General features: G+C 70.1%; 12 protein-coding genes. 4 read left to right on the forward strand and 8 right to left on the reverse strand.

Features of this window, described 5'->3' with window-relative positions; all coding sequences use genetic code 11:
- The first annotated feature begins 146 nt into the window (after window positions 1-146).
- The gene (locus tag OM076_RS03600) at window positions 147-1,700 is read left to right on the forward strand and encodes an acetate--CoA ligase (RefSeq protein ID WP_270038022.1); all 1,554 of its coding nucleotides are present in this window, start codon (window positions 147-149) and stop codon (window positions 1,698-1,700) included.
- Window positions 1,681-4,155 (forward strand): transglutaminase-like domain-containing protein, encoded by a 2,475-nt coding sequence (locus OM076_RS45840; RefSeq protein ID WP_270038023.1) that lies wholly within the window; start codon window positions 1,681-1,683, stop codon window positions 4,153-4,155. The genes OM076_RS03600 and OM076_RS45840 overlap by 20 nt, the downstream gene beginning before the upstream one ends.
- Here the strand turns inward: OM076_RS45840 and OM076_RS03610 are convergent, their stop codons facing one another.
- Together OM076_RS03610 and OM076_RS03615 are read right to left on the reverse strand one after the other, a co-directional pair.
- Entirely contained in the window at window positions 4,156-4,518 is a 363-nt protein-coding gene (locus OM076_RS03610; RefSeq protein ID WP_270038024.1) for a nuclear transport factor 2 family protein, read from the reverse strand. It lies immediately after the preceding gene.
- 27 nt (window positions 4,519-4,545) lie between these two features.
- Window positions 4,546-6,126 (reverse strand): FAD-dependent thymidylate synthase, encoded by a 1,581-nt coding sequence (locus OM076_RS03615; protein ID WP_270038025.1) that lies wholly within the window; start codon window positions 6,124-6,126, stop codon window positions 4,546-4,548.
- A gap of 38 nt (window positions 6,127-6,164) precedes the next feature.
- Here OM076_RS03615 and OM076_RS03620 point away from each other — a divergent pair, with 38 nt between their 5' ends.
- Window positions 6,165-6,563 (forward strand): VOC family protein, encoded by a 399-nt coding sequence (locus OM076_RS03620; protein WP_270038026.1) that lies wholly within the window; start codon window positions 6,165-6,167, stop codon window positions 6,561-6,563.
- On the opposite strand, the gene OM076_RS03625 is transcribed toward OM076_RS03620, so the two are convergent.
- Window positions 6,560-7,318, reverse strand: coding sequence for an SDR family NAD(P)-dependent oxidoreductase (locus OM076_RS03625; RefSeq protein ID WP_270038027.1), 759 nt, complete (start codon window positions 7,316-7,318; stop codon window positions 6,560-6,562). The two genes, OM076_RS03620 and OM076_RS03625, sit on opposite strands and share 4 nt — an antisense overlap.
- Window positions 7,319-7,421: 103 nt before the next feature.
- Here OM076_RS03625 and OM076_RS03630 point away from each other — a divergent pair, with 103 nt between their 5' ends.
- Window positions 7,422-8,264, forward strand: a complete 843-nt coding sequence (locus tag OM076_RS03630; RefSeq protein WP_270038028.1) for a helix-turn-helix transcriptional regulator — start codon at window positions 7,422-7,424, stop codon at window positions 8,262-8,264.
- Between the two features lie 512 nt (window positions 8,265-8,776).
- Here the strand turns inward: OM076_RS03630 and OM076_RS03635 are convergent.
- The 5 genes from OM076_RS03635 to nuoK are packed head-to-tail and all read right to left on the reverse strand — an operon-like array spanning window position 8,777 to window position 15,397.
- The gene (locus OM076_RS03635) at window positions 8,777-9,961 is read right to left on the reverse strand and encodes a hypothetical protein (protein WP_270038029.1); all 1,185 of its coding nucleotides are present in this window, start codon (window positions 9,959-9,961) and stop codon (window positions 8,777-8,779) included.
- Between the two features lie 51 nt (window positions 9,962-10,012).
- Complete coding sequence (locus tag OM076_RS03640) at window positions 10,013-11,635, reverse strand: NADH-quinone oxidoreductase subunit N (RefSeq protein WP_270038030.1); 1,623 nt, start codon at window positions 11,633-11,635, stop codon at window positions 10,013-10,015.
- Entirely contained in the window at window positions 11,632-13,095 is a 1,464-nt protein-coding gene (locus tag OM076_RS03645) for a complex I subunit 4 family protein (RefSeq protein WP_270038031.1), read from the reverse strand. The genes OM076_RS03640 and OM076_RS03645 overlap by 4 nt, the downstream gene beginning before the upstream one ends.
- Entirely contained in the window at window positions 13,092-15,101 is a 2,010-nt protein-coding gene (gene nuoL, locus OM076_RS03650; protein ID WP_270038032.1) for an NADH-quinone oxidoreductase subunit L, read from the reverse strand. The genes OM076_RS03645 and nuoL overlap by 4 nt, the downstream gene beginning before the upstream one ends.
- The gene (nuoK, locus tag OM076_RS03655) at window positions 15,098-15,397 is read right to left on the reverse strand and encodes an NADH-quinone oxidoreductase subunit NuoK (RefSeq protein WP_270038033.1); all 300 of its coding nucleotides are present in this window, start codon (window positions 15,395-15,397) and stop codon (window positions 15,098-15,100) included. Before nuoK ends, nuoL begins: the two co-directional genes overlap by 4 nt.
- Window positions 15,398-15,437 lie beyond the last annotated feature (40 nt).

Genomic DNA, 15,437 nt, shown 5'->3' on the forward strand with positions numbered 1-15,437 from the left:
GCGAGGGGAACTCTCTCTTTTTCACCCCCTGCGCATCGTGGAGTCACCCTGTCGGAAGGCTGGCGGTCGTCCGACACGAATCGTCGAGTTGCCCGCCCGCTACGCCTATGCTTTTTCCCGGTCGGACGGATGACTGAGGAGGAGCCGTGACGTACGAGGAGGCCGTCGCCACCCACGAGTGGCGTGTCCCGGAGCGGTACAACATCGCCGAGGACGTGTGCGACAAGCACCCGGCCGACAAGCTCGCGATGATCCATGAACACTTCGACGGGACCGTCCGCGAGGTCCGCTGGGGTGAGCTGCAGGAGCTCTCGAATCGCTTCGCGAACGCGCTCACCGCGCTCGGCGTCGTCAAGGGCGACCGCGTCGCGATGCTGCTGCCGCCGACGCCCGAGACCGCGGCGGCGTTCTTCGGCACGTGGAAGACGGGCGCGATCCTGCTCTCGATGTCGGTGCTCTACGGCGACGACGGCATCCGCCATCGCGTCAGCGACTCGCAGGCCAAGGTGCTGGTGACCAACGCGGCGAACCGCGACCGCGTCGATTCGAACCTGGTCGAGCACGTGCTCGTACTCGATGACGATGTCTTCGCCAACGCCTCGCCGGAGTTCGAGCGGGTGGACACCCTCGCCGACGACCCGGCGCAGCTCTACTACACGTCCGGCACGACCGGGCTGGCGAAGGGGATCGTCCACGCGCATCGCTACCTGCTCGCGCACGAGGAGTTCGTCTACTGCCACGACGTGCAGGACGGCGAGCGCTTCCACGGGATGGGCGAGTGGGCGTGGGCGGCGGGCATCGCGCCACTGCTCGGTCCGTGGCGCTACGGCGCCGTCCAGCTCGTGCTCCAGCGCCAGGGCGGCTTCGACCCGCGCCAGCAGCTCGACTTCCTCTCCCGCCACGAGGCGACGAACGTCTTCACGACGCCGACCGCGATGCGCTCGATGATGACGATCCCGGACGCCGGCACCACGTATCCCGAGAAGTTCCGCGTGGTCTGCAGCGCGGGCGAGCCGCTGAACCCGGAGGCGATCCGCTGGTTCCGCGAGCAGTACGGGCTGACGGTGCTCGACTACTACGGGCTCACCGAGTCCTACCCGCTGGTCGCCAACTATCCGTTCATGGAGGTCCGCGAGGGCTCGATGGGCCGGCCGATGCCCGGCTGGGACGTGCAGATCCTCGACCCCGACGAGCAGCCGGTCCCGCAGGGGGAGCGCGGGGAGATCTGCCTGCGCGCCCGCTCGAACCCGCACTATCCGCTCGGCTACTGGCGCAACGAGGAGGCGGCGAAGGAGACGTTCGGCGGGGACTGGTTCCACACCAAGGACGCCGCCAAGTTCGACGCGGACGGCTACGTCTGGTACGAGGGCCGCGCCGACGACGTGATCATCGCGGCCGGGTACCGGATCGGCCCGTTCGAGGTCGAGTCGGCGTGCCTGGAACACCCGGCGGTCAAGGAAGCGGCGGCGGTCGCCTCGCCCGACGAGCGGCGTGGCAGCGTCGTCAAGGCGTTCATCGTGCTCGCCGACGGACACGCTGGCTCGGATGAGTTGGTACGCGACATCCAGTCCCATGTCCGGTCGCGGTTGTCCGCTTACGCCTACCCTCGGAAGATCGAGTTCGTCGACGACCTCCCGAAGACCCTGACCGGCAAGATCCGGCGCATCGAGTTGCGGCAGCGTGAGGCCGAAAGCGCCTAAGGCGCCCACTCGCGCGCTGCTGCCGCAGCCGGTGGCCCGGATCGTCGGGTTGGCGGCGCTGGGCGCGCTCGGGGCCTTGGAGTGGCAGCGGCTCGTCGGGGGCCTGAGCTCCGGACGGGCGCTGTTGTGGGTGCTCGTCGCGTTGGGCGCGGCGGCGGCCGTGCTCGGCGCCGAGCGCCTTCCCGCCGGGCGGCTGCGGGTGCTCGCGCTCCCCGCGGTGACCGTGATCGCGCTGTTCCTCGGCTACTGGCTCTCTGGCGCCGGGTTGAAGCTCTTGAAGCCGCACGGGTGGGACGATCTGCTGTCCGGGCTCGGCGGCGGCCTGCAGGCGCTGGGGACGGTGCGCATGCCCTACGTGAGCGCGGATCCGTGGCCGCGGATCGTGCTCGAGCTGCTCGGCGCCGAGTTGCTGATCCTCGCCGGGCTGCTGACGTTCTGGCCGCGCTCGCCGCGGGCAGGGGACGCGCGCGTGCCGCTGACGCCACCGGAGCGCGGCTATCCCTTCGTCGCGGTCGCGGTGCTGTTCGTCGTCGTCGCCTCGCCGGTGATCTCGCTGGGCGGAACCGCCTCGTCGCTCCTGCTCGGGCTCGGTCTGGCGGCGCTGACGGTCGTCTTCCTGTGGCTCGAGCGGCTCCCGTTGCGGCCCGGATTGGGGGTCGCGGGGCTGATCGCGGTCGCGCTGCTGGGCGCGCTGCCCATCGCCGCGGCGGCCGACCGCGGGCAGCCGTGGTTCGACTATCGCTCGTTCGCCGAGAGCCTGGGGCCGGATGACCCGGTGCGCTTCTCGTGGAATCAGAGCTACGGGCCGATCACCTGGCCGCGCGACGGCAACGAGATCATGCGCGTGTCCTCCAAAGAGCCGCTGTATTGGAAGGCGCGCAACCTCGACGTCTTCTTCAAGGATGGGTGGACGACGCGCTCGGAGCCGCTCGACCCCGGCCCGGATCCGCTCTTCTCGCTCGACCTGCCGGACGATGTCCAGGACGCGCCGGCTTCGTGGACGCACACGGTCTCGGTCTCGATCCGGCGGATGCGGATCCGCGACGTGATCGGCGCCGGGACGACGGAGTCGATCACGGACGGCTCGCGCGGCGTCGAGCAGGGCATCTCGCCCGGCACGTGGGACGCGCCGAGCGTGCTGCGCCGCGGCGATTCCTATACGGCGAAAGTCTACGTTCCGACGCCGACGCAGGAGCAGCTCGCCGACGCCACGACCGGCGCGGTCGAGCGCCAGCCCGACGAGCGCGTGATCACGGTCCCGTTCAAGCCGAGCGAGGTCAGGTCGATCCCCCGCAGCGCCGCGAGCATCATCGCCAAGACCAAGGCGGGCCCGATCACGGACGCCGAGGTGCATTTCAGCTCCTGGGAGGGCGTCGGTGCCGACCGCGTCTCCTTCCCTGGCACGGGGCGCTCGGACTTCGACGTCGACTCCGTGATGAGGCGCTCGATCTACGAGCAGACGTGGGAGCTCTCGAAGAAGCTCAAGAGCGAGTCAGCGCAGCCGATGGACTACGTCCGCGCCGTCTACGACTACCTGCACGGGCCGTCGTTCCGCTACGTCGAGCGCCCGCCGCAGCCACCGGCGGGTCAGGCGCCGCTGGAGTACTTCATCAACCAGACCCACGAGGGCTACTGCCAGCACTACGCGGGCGCGATGGCGCTGATGCTGCGCATGGCCGGGATCCCGGCGCGCGTGGCGACCGGCTTCTCCCCCGGCGGCTTCTCGGCGCGCAAGAAGGCCTGGATCGTGCGCGACACCGACGCCCACGCGTGGGTCGAGGTGTGGTTCGACAAGTACGGCTGGGTCACGATCGACCCGACCCCCAACGCGACGCCCGCGCGTTCGCAGATCGCCGCGCTCGCGCCGCTCCGGGGCGCCTCGCCGCCGCCCGCCGCGGCCGACACCGGCGCCGCCGACGCGGCGGCCAACACCGAGAAGCCGAACATCTCGGTGCGCCCGGAGCTGCGGCTCGGCGTCGACGAGCCGATCTCGGGCGCAACGGCCAGCGATAGCGGCGGGATCTCGTTCTGGATCTGGGCGCTCGGCGTGCTCGTCGTGGCGGTCATCGTGCTCGCGGTGGCGCTCTTCCTGCGCCGCCCGCGCGGGAAGACGCCGATGGACCGGGCGATCAACGAGGTCGAGAACGCCTTGGAACGCGTGGGCCGGCCGGTGACCGTCGGCACCACGATGACCCAGCTCGAACGCCGCCTCGGCTCACATTCGCCCGAGGTGAAGGCCTATCTGGCGGCGTTGGCCGCGGGTCGCTACGCCCTCTCACCGCCGCCGTTGCCGCGCAGCGGCCGGCGGGCGCTGCGGCGAGCCCTGGCGCAGGGCCTCGGGTTCGGCGGCGGGTTGCGGGCGCTGTGGGCGCTGCCGCCGCGTGTCGAGCGCCCGGCTCGCGAGCCGCGGTCGCGGACCTTCGAGGTCGACACGACGGTGCGGGTTCAGAGCTGATCAGGCGGGCGGGCCGGCGTGGCCCGCGAGCACGACCCATTCGCCGGCGCGCTCGACGAACACGAACGTCACGTGCATGTCGTGGGCGCCGGGCTCGCCCGCCCGCTCGAACTCGTCGTGCATCACACCGGTGAGCACCGCGACCTCGCCCGCGACGACGAGCTCGGGCGCGACGAGGTCCTGCGCCCGCCACACCAGCGCCCCGCCGGTGTTCCCGGCGATATACGCCTCGAGGTCGCGCACGTCGCCGCGAGGGGTCGTGAAGCGGAAGTCGGGATGGTGCACGGCGCGCAGCTCGGCCGCGTCGCGCGCGACGAGGGCGGCGGAGCGGCGGCGCACGACGGCGAGGATCGCTTCGATCATGAGGCGCTGCCGCTCAGCCGCGTCGCCTCAGGCCGTCAGCGACGCGCGGCGCGACTCGCCGCGGATCTCGGCCAGGATCCGCTCCAGGCGCGGCTCGGACGAGTGGTCGACGTAGCGCATCGTCGCCGCGACCGCCGGGTGACGCTGCTCGATCGCGGTGTGCATCGCTTGCGCGACCGCGCGGTAGGACGCGTGGCCTTCGCGGGCGGAGCGCAGCTCGGTGAGGTGCATCGCCTCGCGCGCGTTGAGGTCCAGGACGTAGCGGATGCGGTAGCCGAGGCACAGCGCGTACGGGGCGGCTTCTTGGTGACCCGCTTCGCGCAGGCGCTCGTACTCGGCGCGGGAACGCTCCAGGGCGCGCTCGTAGAGCTCGCCGCAGCCGGCGTCCGCGACCTCCTCGGGGATCTCGGCGCCGAGATCCGGCGTCAGCGGCTGCCACTGGACGGTCAGCATGCGATGGCGCTGCAGGTCGCGGAACGCGCCGTAGTCGGAGACGATCTCGAAGCGGTAGCGCAGCGCCTCGAAGCCGCGGCCCGGGCGGTGGCGGCGGTTGCTGCGCTCGCCGACGAGGTCGGCGAGCATCCGCGCGCGCTCGTCGTCGCTGAGGTGCTCGACCGCGCTCAGCGCACTGGCCTCGGGCGTGCCCGCGGCCTCGAAGAGCAGCGCGGCGAGCAGGCGGTTCTCGTCCCCGTCCACGTGCACGAGCTCGACTGAGGAGCGCGCCTCGCCGGCCTCGTCGCGGTCGAGGCCGAGGCGCTCCGCCCAGCGCCGCTCCGCGGCACGGCGCTCGCTCAGGTAGTCGATCCAGACGTCACCGCGCCCCGGGCGCTCGATGCGCGAGACGAAGCTCGGGATGACGGCCTTGACCGCCTCGAGCATGCGCTGCCCGCAGACGCGCGCCTCGGGCAGCGGGTGCGCGAGCAGGTGCATGATCAGCTGCTCGTACGCCTGGCCGCTCGCGTAGATGCCCATGTGCGAGAGCGAGGCGGCGGGGAGGAGGCCGCGCAACAGGTCCAGCGCCTTGGCCTTGACCGCGCGGCGGCGGACGGCCTCCGACTCGCCGGGCGTGGTGGGGAACGTCTCGTCCACCCACGCGCTCACGCGCGGCAGGGCCTCCGAGTAGGCGGCGAACAGCGCGTCCATCGACGCGACGTACTCGGGGCCGAGCTCCGCGTCGCGGTGGTAGCGGTAGCCGCCGCCCGGCATCGGCGCGTCGTAGGCGATGTAGCGGGTGGACTGCTCGAGGTAGGACGCCAGGCGCGGGCGCTGGAGCAGCTTCGTGAGCACGTTCGAGCACCACTCGACCGCGATGTGCGCGCCGCCGAGCTGCGCCACCGAGTCATCGCCATAACCCACGAAGATCCGCTCGAAGAGCTCCGCCGCGCGGCCGCCCTCGACGTCGTCTGCGGCGTGGGCCTCACGCTGCGGGAGCGAATCCGCGAACTCGTCCAAGAACAGGCGCCGCAGCGTGCCCGGGTACCGCGAGTAGCGGGCGAACATGGCGCCCTTCACGGTTTCCGGCAGGTCCACGAGCGCGAACACCGGCCCGTCCACGTTGGAGAAATGCGGCGCCAGGCGGGCGCGTTCGGGCGCGGTGAACTCTTCCACCCCTCGACCCTAGCGAGCAAATCGGCAGAATCCGACGGATGGCGATTCCGGTTTCTGGAGTTAGCGAGCTCGTCCTCGAGGTCGTCGACCTCGAGGCCTCCGAAGCGTTCTACGCGGGCGCGCTCGGGTTTCCGGTCGTCGACCGCTGGCCCGATCGCGAGGCGATCTGGGTCATGGCCGGCGACCGTACCCGCATCGGCCTCTGGCGCCCGCAGGTCGGGCTGGAGAAGGGCCGCGGCGGCGTGCACGTGCACTTCGCGATGCACATCGCCGAGGCCGACTACGACGCCGCGGTGGCCGAGCTGCGGGCCAAAGGCCTGGAGGTCGCCGAGCACGCCTTCGGCGCCTACCAGCATTCGCGCGCCGCCTACGTCAACGATCCCGACGGCCACCTGGTCGAGTTCTGGACCTGGGACGTGGCGCACCACCTGGATTAGATATGCATCCCGCCTGAGACCTCGATGCGCTGGCCCGTGACCCAGTGGTTGCCCTCGCCCAGCAGGGCGGCGATGGCCGGGCCGATGTCGTCGGCGACCGCGTAGCGTCCGAGGGCGGTGATGGATGCGATCTGCTCCTGGAAGTTCGGGTTGTCGCGCAGCAGGCCGTCGCTGAAGTCGGTCGCGACGGCGCCGGGGGCGATCACGTTGACGGTGATGCCGCGCGCCCCGAGCTCCGCCGCCAGGTAGCGCGTCATCACCTCGACGGCAGCCTTGACCGAGCCGTAGGTCATCCGCTCCGGGTACGTGAGCCGGGTGAGGCCGCTCGAGAGGTTGACGATCGAGCCGCCGTCGGCGAGCAGCTGGTTCAGGGCCTGGGTGAGGAACAGGACGCCCTTGAAGTGGACGTCGACGAGCGCGTCGAAGTCCTCCTCGGTGATCGTCGCCAGCATGCCGCCGCGCGACATCCCGCCGTTGTTGACGAGAAAGTCGAACGTATCGCGGGCCCACGTGGCGTTCAGCGTCTCGCGGACGGTGGCGGCGAAGGCGGGGAAGGACGAGATGCCTCCGACGTCGAGCTGCAGTGCGACCGCCTTGCGGCCCAGCGCCTCGAGCTCGGAGACGACGCCGGCGGCTTCGCCGGCGTTGGTGAGGTAGGTGATGATCACGTCGACGCCGTCCTGGGCGAGGTGCAGCGCGGTGCTGCGCCCGATGCCGCGGTTGCCGCCGGTGATGAGTGCGATCTTGGAGGGCATGGCAGCGATGGTCGGTCCCCCTCGACGCCGCGAAAAGAGGTCGCTTCAGCCAGGGACGGACAATCCCTGGCTAATCGCCGGATCACGTCCGATACTGGACGGCATGGATCGCGACGACCTGGCCGACTTCCTCCGCAGGCGCCGGGAGGCCCTGCAGCCCGAGGACGTCGGTCTGCCCGCCGGGCGGCGGCGGCGGACGTCAGGCCTGCGGCGCGAGGAGGTCGCGGCGCTCGCGCACATGTCGACCGACTTCTACGCCCGCATCGAGCAGCGGCGCGGGTCGCGACCGTCCGAGCAGACGATCGGCGCGATCGCCCGCGCCCTGCGGCTCACGCAGGACGAGCGAGACCATCTGCTCGGCCTCGCCGGGTACACCCCGCCGCCGCGCGGGTTCCGCACCGAGCACGTCAGCCCGGCCCTGATGCGCGTGCTCGACCGCCTCGACACCCCCGCGCAGGTCGTCTCCGACCTTGGCGTCACGCTGCAGCAGAACGCGCTCGGTGCGGCGCTGATGGGCGAGCACACCCACCACACCGGGCTCGACCGCAGCGTCTTCTACCGCTGGTTCACGAACGACCCGATCGAGCGCGCCCTGTTCCCGGAGGAGGACCACCCGATCCACTCCCGCAGCTACACCGCCGCGCTGCGAGCCGTTCACGGCCGCACCACCGGCGACCGCGAGGCGGACGAGCTGATCGGCGCGCTGCTGCGTCAGAGCCCAGAGTTCGCCGCCCTGTGGGACCGCCACGAGGTTGCGATCCGCACGGACACCCGCAAGCGCATCCAACACCCCGCCGTCGGCCTGATGACGCTCGACTGCCAGATCCTCACCGCCGAGAACCAGCTCGAGCGGCTCGTCGTCTTCACGGCGTCCCCGGGGACTGAGGACGCCGAGCGGTTGGCGCTGCTCTCGGTGATCGGCGCCCAGACGTTCACACGGGTCTAGCTCGGGACGAAGTCAACTGCGCCGGGTGGGGGAGGGGGAGTGGCAGTGCCACCCGTCCCTGGCTGGCGTGGGTCCGCTCGGTGCGCGGCTCTGTTGGGATCGAAGTGCCGTGCTGGGATACCGGCAGTTACGGGCGTGGTGCTGACACCCCGGTCCGCGCGGGGCCTTGCGGTGATCGGTTTCGGCGAGCAACGAAGTCATGCGCGTGGGGGGTGAGGAACAAATGCGTCCTGTGAGGACGCAAATGTTCGTCACCCCCACCAGCGCGCCAATTCGACCAGTGCGAACCTGATCGAAACCCGCGATCTGTCTGTCAAACGCGCACGGTCGACCATGACGATCGGGACAACCGCGAGTGCGGGACACACTGACCAGCCCACGCCCGTAACTGTCGGTATCCCAGCACCACGCTTCGACCCAACAGAGCCGCGCCGCGACCCGGACTCACGGCGAGTCAGACCCGGAGGGTGCGCCACTCCCCCCTCCCCACCCGGCGCAGTTGACTTTCGTCCCTAACCCGGCAACGGCACGCAATCGAGCCGCTTCCCCACGAGCGCCCCGCGTTGCACCGTCGCGCTGACGAGCGACTTGTGCACTGTGAGCTGCTTGCCGCCAAGTCCGAACTTGAGCCCGATCTTGGCCGACACCGAGAGCCCCCGGGAGGTCTCGTTGACCGTGGAGACGATCGTGTCAACGGTGCCGTGTGTCGCGATCCGGTCGAGGATCACCTGCCGCATCGACCCGAGCGGCGCGGCGCGAGGGACCCCGTAGTCGTCGACCGCGGGGCGGATGTATTCGAAGTTGGCCGGATCGCTCACGTCGAGGTGTGCGGCGACCTCGGTGACGGTGTTGCCGGGCGGCTTGGAGATCGCGGTGCGCAGGACGAACTCGCGCGGCTCGCCGTGGGGCCCGCGTGTGTACTCGGCGACCCATTGGGCCTTTCCGAGGTCGACCGGCGACGACAGGAGCGGGAGGTTCACCTCGGGCGCTTCGATCGCCTGGCGGGTATAGATGGTCGTCGACCCGTCCCGGGAGCGCCGAAAGCCGACCGCGATGTTCCCCGTGGCGCTCGTGCCGCCCAGGCCCGCCGCGTGATCTTCGGAGCCGACGCTCACCCCGGCGGCGCCGGCCACTTCGGCGGCGCCCTCACCGGACCACCACGACGCGGGCCAGCGCTGCTCGTCGATGGCGTGCTCGACCGAGTGCTCCAGGAAGGCCTTGGCCGTCGCCTGGTCGGGGAACACCCACCCGCGCGCGCCCTGAATCCGGGCTCGCACCGTGCCGTCCACGCCGGCGTCGAACCGGACGGGGCCGGCTTCCCCGCCGAACCCCAGAGCGCCGGCGAAGCCCCCGGTGACCCCCGCGGTGCGCACCACGAGCACGGTCCCGTCCGACTGCGGCGTGACCGTCAGCGTCGACTTCTCGCCGAGCTCGAGGCTGAAGGCCGTGATCGAGCCCTCGTGACCCTTCAGCTCCGTACGCAGCGGACACGGCGCGAGCTTCGCGCGGCGGGCGTCCTCGGAGTTGCAGACGTCGCCGCCGACGACGCACAAGCCGTGCTCGAAGGCCTTGACGATCGCGCGGGCGATGTCGGGGGCGCCCACCGCCGGCGCGGCGAACACCAACAGCGCCGCCAAGAGGGCGACGGCGGCGATGTATTCGAGTGACGCCTGACCGGCGGTGGGATGCGATCGCACGACCCTCAGAGGAGGGCCGCGCGAAAGTTCGCCCCGGTCGGCGAGGAATTTCTACAGCAGCGACTGGATCGCGTCGCCGGCGTCCTTGGCGACGTTGAAGAGCGGCTCGGGGTAGATCCCGAACACGAGCGTCACCAGGGCGCAGACGACGGCGACGAAGACGACCTCAGGCTGGCGCAGCGTGCGGCGCACCGGCTCGGAGGTGTCGAAGTCGGACTCGATGATCGCCGAGGTCGCGCCCGGCTCGCGGCCGGCCGCGCGGGCCTCGTCGTCGGCCTCCGCGGACCCGCCCGCGATCACCGGGCGAGCGCTGGCGCGTACGAGCGGCGCCGGGGCCTCGGAGGGCGAGCGCATCCAGACCGCCGCGACCACCCGAAGGTAGTACGCCAACGAGACGGCGGAGCCGAGCACGATGACGATGCCGAGCCAGGCGTAGCCGTTGTCGACGGCGGCGTTGATCAGGTAGAGCTTGCCGAAGAAGCCGGCGGTCGCCGGGAAGCCCGCCAACGCGAGCATCGCGATCGTCATCGGCCAGGCCAGCAACGGGCGGTCGCGGCCGAGGCCGTAGAGCGAGGAGATGTCGTCGCCGATTCCGGCCTCACGCTCGCGCGCCGTGATCACCGCGAACGCGGCGAGGTTCATCACGACGTAGATCATGAGGTAGAAGACCGTCGCGGAGATGCCGAGCTGCGTGGTGACGACGACGCCCGCGAGCATGTAGCCCGCCTGCGCCACCGAGGAGTAGGCCAGCATGCGCTTCAGCGAGGACTGGCCGATCGCGCCGACGTTGCCGACGATGATCGTGATCACGGCGAGCGTCGCGAACGCGGGCGCCCAGGTCGCGGACGCGTCGATCAGCGCGACGTCGAAGAGCCGCAGGATCACGCCGAAGGCGGCCGCCTTGGTGGCCACGGCCATGAAGCCGGTGACGGGCGTCGGCGCGCCCTCGTAGACGTCCGGCGTCCACTGGTGGAACGGCGCGACCGAGGCCTTGAAGGCGAGCCCGACCATCACGAGCCCGACGCCCGTGAGGAACAGCACGTCGTCGGAGATCGAAGCGCCCGCGGCGGCGAGGTCGGCGTAGTTCGTCCCGCCGGCGGCGCCGTACAAAAGCGCCAGGCCGTAGAGCAGCGTCGCCGAGCCGACGGAGCCGATGATCAGGTACTTCAGGCCCGACTCGAGCGACTGCTCGCGGCGCATGTGCGTCGCGCAGAGGACGTACAGCGGAATCGAGAGCAGCTCGAACCCGATGAACAAGACGACGAGGTCGTTGGCCGCGACCAGCACGACCATGCCGAGGATCGACGTCAGCAACAGCGCGAAGTACTCGCCCTCACCCGCCTCGGCGGTGGCCGTCGAGCGCCACGCCAACAACACGGCCGCGATCCCGCCCGCGACGAAGATCATCATCAGCGTCAGCGTCAGGTTGTCGATCACCAGCGCCTTGGCGACGATCGCCTCGTTGACGTCCCACTGCCAGACACCCAGGCCGGCGGTCACGCCGAGCGTGATCAGCGTCAAGACCGGAACGACGTTGCGGCGGATGAACGACGAGCGCGCGAGGCCGACGAGCAGCACGATGCACGCCCCGGCCGTCAGCGCGATCAGCGGGGACAGCGCGTCCCAGTTGATGTGCGGACCCTTCACGGTCGCCTGTGCGAGCAGACCCGTCATCGCTGCGCCACCGCCTGCACCGTCGTCTTGATGGCCTCCTGCCCCGCGTCCAGCGCGAGCTGGGGGTAGAGCGCGAAGGCGAGAATCGCCAGGATCAAGGGCACGAGCACGAGGCCGTCCCGGAAGCTGATGTCGAAGGACTCGACCTTCGGCCCGACGCGGTTGTGCATCGAGCGGATGTACATCCGCAGCGCGTAGACCGACGCGAGCACGACGCCGATCGAGGCGATGAACGCGATCGCCTGCACGGAGTTGAACGTCCCGAGCAGGATCAGGAACTCGCCGACGAAGTTCGCCGAGCCCGGCATCGCCAGGGTCGCGAGCGCCGCGATCAGGAAGAGCACCGCGAGCACCGGGGCGCGGAACGCGATCCCGCCGTAGTCGCGGATGTCCTCAGAGCCCTGCGCACGATCGGCCAGCAGCGCGATCACGAAGAACAGCGGCGCGACCACGAGGCCGTGGTTGACCGCCTGCAGCAGCGCGCCCTGCGCGCCCTGACCCGCCGGGTCGAGGGCGAAGATCCCGAGCGTGATGAAGCCGAGCTGCGCGATCGACGAGTAGCCGAGGATCAGCCGCGCGTTGGTCTGCGTGAAGGCCTGCGCCGAGCCGTAGATGATCGAGACCAGCGCGAGGATCAGCAGGATCGTGTGGAAGTCGTGCGTCGCGGCCGGGAAGAGCGGCAGCACCAGGCGCAGGAACCCGTAGGCCGCGACCTTGGAGACCACGCCGGAGAAGAACGCCAGCGCCGGCAGCGGCATCGTGCGGTACGCGTCCGGCATCCAGCCCTGGAACGGGAAGGACGGCATCTTGATCAGGAACGCGAGCGCGAACGTGACGAAGATCCACTTCTGCGTCCCTTCCGGCAGCGGGTTCTGGACCAGGTCCGAGAGCACGAACGAGATCCTGCCGCCCGGGCCGGCGTGCGCGAGCGTCGCCGTCGCCACCGCGCCCGCGAGCATCAGCAGCGAGCCGACGAGCGTGTAGATGACCATCTTCATCGCCGCGGGCACCCGATCCGGCCCGCCCCACTGGCCGACCAGGAAGTAGAAGGGCACCAGCATCAGGTCGAAGAAGAGAACGAAGAGCGCCAGGTCCTGCGCGACGAACGCGCCCAGGACGGCGGTCTCGCCCAGCGCCATGTGGAACATGAACAGCCCGGGGCGATCCTGCACCGGTCGCACCGCCAGCCAGACCGCGCACGCGAACGCGATCACCGTGGTCAGCAGGATGAGCCAGAGGTTCAGGCCGTCGACGCCGAGCTTGTAGCGGATGCCGAGCTCTTTGATCCAGGCGTCGTCGGTGACGTGCTGGAGCCCGCCGGCGGTGTCGAAGTCCGCGACCATCATCACCGCGTAGACCAGCGGGATCAGCGTCGCGATCAGGCCGATGACGCGCGGGTTGAACCCGGCCAGCAGCCCGCAGACGGCGGGGAAGAAGACGAGGATGGTCAGATGGATCATGCGGAGATGAGGAAGTAGGCGCTCAGGCCCGTGAGGCCGACGAGCAGGAGCGCGGCGTAGTAGCGCAGGTAGCCCGACTGGATGCCGCGCACCGCGGCCGACAGCGCGCGAACCGCGCCGGTCGAACCACCCACGAGCGTGCCGTTGACGAACACGCGCTCGACGGTGCTGTTGGCGAAGCGCCCGAACCAGGCGAACGGCCGCACGATGAGGAAGTCGATCGCCTCATCGAAGTACCACTTGTTGAAGAAGAACTTGTGCAGGCCGCCCAGGCGTGCCTGCCAGACGGCCGCGGTGCCGCCCTTGCCCCAGATCGTCCAGGCGACGCCGATGCCGGTGAGCCCGATGACGCCGCCCACGAGCAGGCCGATCCACTCCGAAGACGTGCTCGGCTCGAGCTCCGCGTAGTAGTTGGAGTCCGCGAACGTCGGCTCGAGGAAGTGGTGCAGCTCGGCGCTCACGCCCGGGATCTGCAGGAAGCCGCCGATGATCGCCAGCAGGGCGAGTGCGCCCATCGCGATCTTCATCGGCGCGGCCCGCTCGGCGATGTGGTGCTCCGGGCCGGGGAAGCCGATGTCGGTGTCCTCGATCTCGCCGTTGGCCGGGTTGGTCGGCTCGGGCGCGTGGTAGAGGTGCCCGTGCGAGAGCTCCTCGGCCTCCGGGCACATCTCGCCGTGGAAGGCGCGGAAGATCATCCGGAACGTGTAGATCGCGGTCAGGAACGCGCCCACGTAGGCGAGCACGCCGAGGATCGTGTGCCAGCCGCCGCGGTCGAACTCCAGCGCGATGATCTCGTCCTTGGACCAGAAGCCGGAGAACGGCGGGACGCCCGACAGCGCGAGGCCGCCGACGATCATGCAGCCGTACGTGAACGGCATCACCTTGCGGAACCCCGACATGCGGTTGAGGTCCTGGTTGCCGCCCATCGCGGAGATGACCGAGCCGGCCGCCATGAAGAGCAGCGCCTTGAAGAACGCGTGCGTCATCAGGTGGAACATGCCGGCGGCGTAGGCGGCCGAGGAGACGGCCATGATCATGTAGCCGATCTGCGACATCGTCGAGTACGCGATGACGCGCTTGAGATCGGTCACGACGAGGCCGATCGTGGCCGCGATGATCAGCGTGATGCAGCCGATGATCGCGCCCACGGCGGCGGCGTCGGGCGCGCGCTCGAACAGCGGGTGCAGGCGGGCGATCAGGTAGACGCCGGCGGTGACCATCGTCGCCGCGTGGATCAGGGCGCTGACCGGGGTCGGGCCCTCCATGGCGTCCGGGAGCCAGGTGTGCAGCGGGACCTGGGCGGACTTGGCGAACGCGCCGACCAGCAGCAGGACGCAGCCGGCGACCAGCTCAGGCTGGTCGATCGTGAAGGCTTGGTCGATCCGCGCGAAGGTCTGCAGGAAGTCCAGCGTGTGGGTTCCCTGGAAGATGAAGTACGTGCCGAGCACGAGCCCGACGTCGCCGAGCACGTTGATCACGAACGCCTTGATGCCCGCCTGGGTCGCCGTGGTGCGGCGGTACCAGAACGAGATCAGGAAGTAGGAGGCGGCGCCGACGAAGGCCCAGCCGATGATCAGCACGAAGAAGTTGGCCGCCAGGACGAGCAGCAGCATGCTGAACACGAAGAAGTTCAGGTACGCGAAGAAGCGCGAGTAGCCGCGGTCGCCGCCCATGTACGCGAACGAGTAGAGGTGGATCAGCGTCGAGACGCCCGCGACGACCAGGCACATCATGATCGAGAGCGGGTCCATCAGGATCGACAGCTGCGCGTCGATGCCGACCGTCTTGGCGTAGTCCCACGCGACCGAGACGACCTGCTTGTGGCCCTCGTCGCGGTCGCCGAGCTTGACCAGCATCCCGATCGCGCTCAGGAAAGCGAGGAAGATCGCGAGCGTCCCGATCACGCCGTGCACGCGCTGCGGGAGCGCCTTGAAGGTCAGGCCGATGATCGTCGCGCCGGCAAGCGGGAAGATCAGGACCAGCCAGCCGAAGGTGGTGATGGTCAACCTTGAAGCTCCCGCAATTCATCGACGTCGATCGGCAGGCGCCGGCGGTAGATGGCGACGACGAGGCCGAGGCCGACCGCGACCTCACAGGCCGCGACGACCATCACCATCAGCGCGAAGATCTGCCCGCCCATGTCGCCGTGCGCGCGGGCGAAGGCGACCAGCGCCAGGTTCGCCGCGTTCAGCATCAGCTCCAGGCAGAGCAGGATCACAAGTGGGTTGCGGCGTGTGAGCACGCCGCCGGCGCCGATGCAGAAGATCAGCGCAGAGACGACCAGGTACCAGGTGATGCTCATGTCAGGACACCGCCTCGGGGGTCCCCGAAACCGAACGGAT

It is taken from the genome of Solirubrobacter ginsenosidimutans (assembly GCF_027587205.1).

What these genes read in the sequence shown, in the direction of transcription:
- OM076_RS03610 (WP_270038024.1), bottom strand. Translation starts at nt 4,518, where the DNA reads ATGATCGAAGCGATCCTCGCCGTCGTGCGCCGCCGCTCCGCCGCCCTC.
- OM076_RS03630 (WP_270038028.1), top strand. Translation starts at nt 7,422, where the DNA reads ATGGATCGCGACGACCTGGCCGACTTCCTCCGCAGGCGCCGGGAGGCC.
- OM076_RS03640 (WP_270038030.1), bottom strand. Translation starts at nt 11,635, where the DNA reads ATGACGGGTCTGCTCGCACAGGCGACCGTGAAGGGTCCGCACATCAAC.
- OM076_RS03625 (WP_270038027.1), bottom strand. Translation starts at nt 7,318, where the DNA reads ATGCCCTCCAAGATCGCACTCATCACCGGCGGCAACCGCGGCATCGGG.
- OM076_RS03620 (WP_270038026.1), top strand. Translation starts at nt 6,165, where the DNA reads ATGGCGATTCCGGTTTCTGGAGTTAGCGAGCTCGTCCTCGAGGTCGTC.
- OM076_RS03645 (WP_270038031.1), bottom strand. Translation starts at nt 13,095, where the DNA reads ATGATCCATCTGACCATCCTCGTCTTCTTCCCCGCCGTCTGCGGGCTG.
- nuoK (WP_270038033.1), bottom strand. Translation starts at nt 15,397, where the DNA reads ATGAGCATCACCTGGTACCTGGTCGTCTCTGCGCTGATCTTCTGCATC.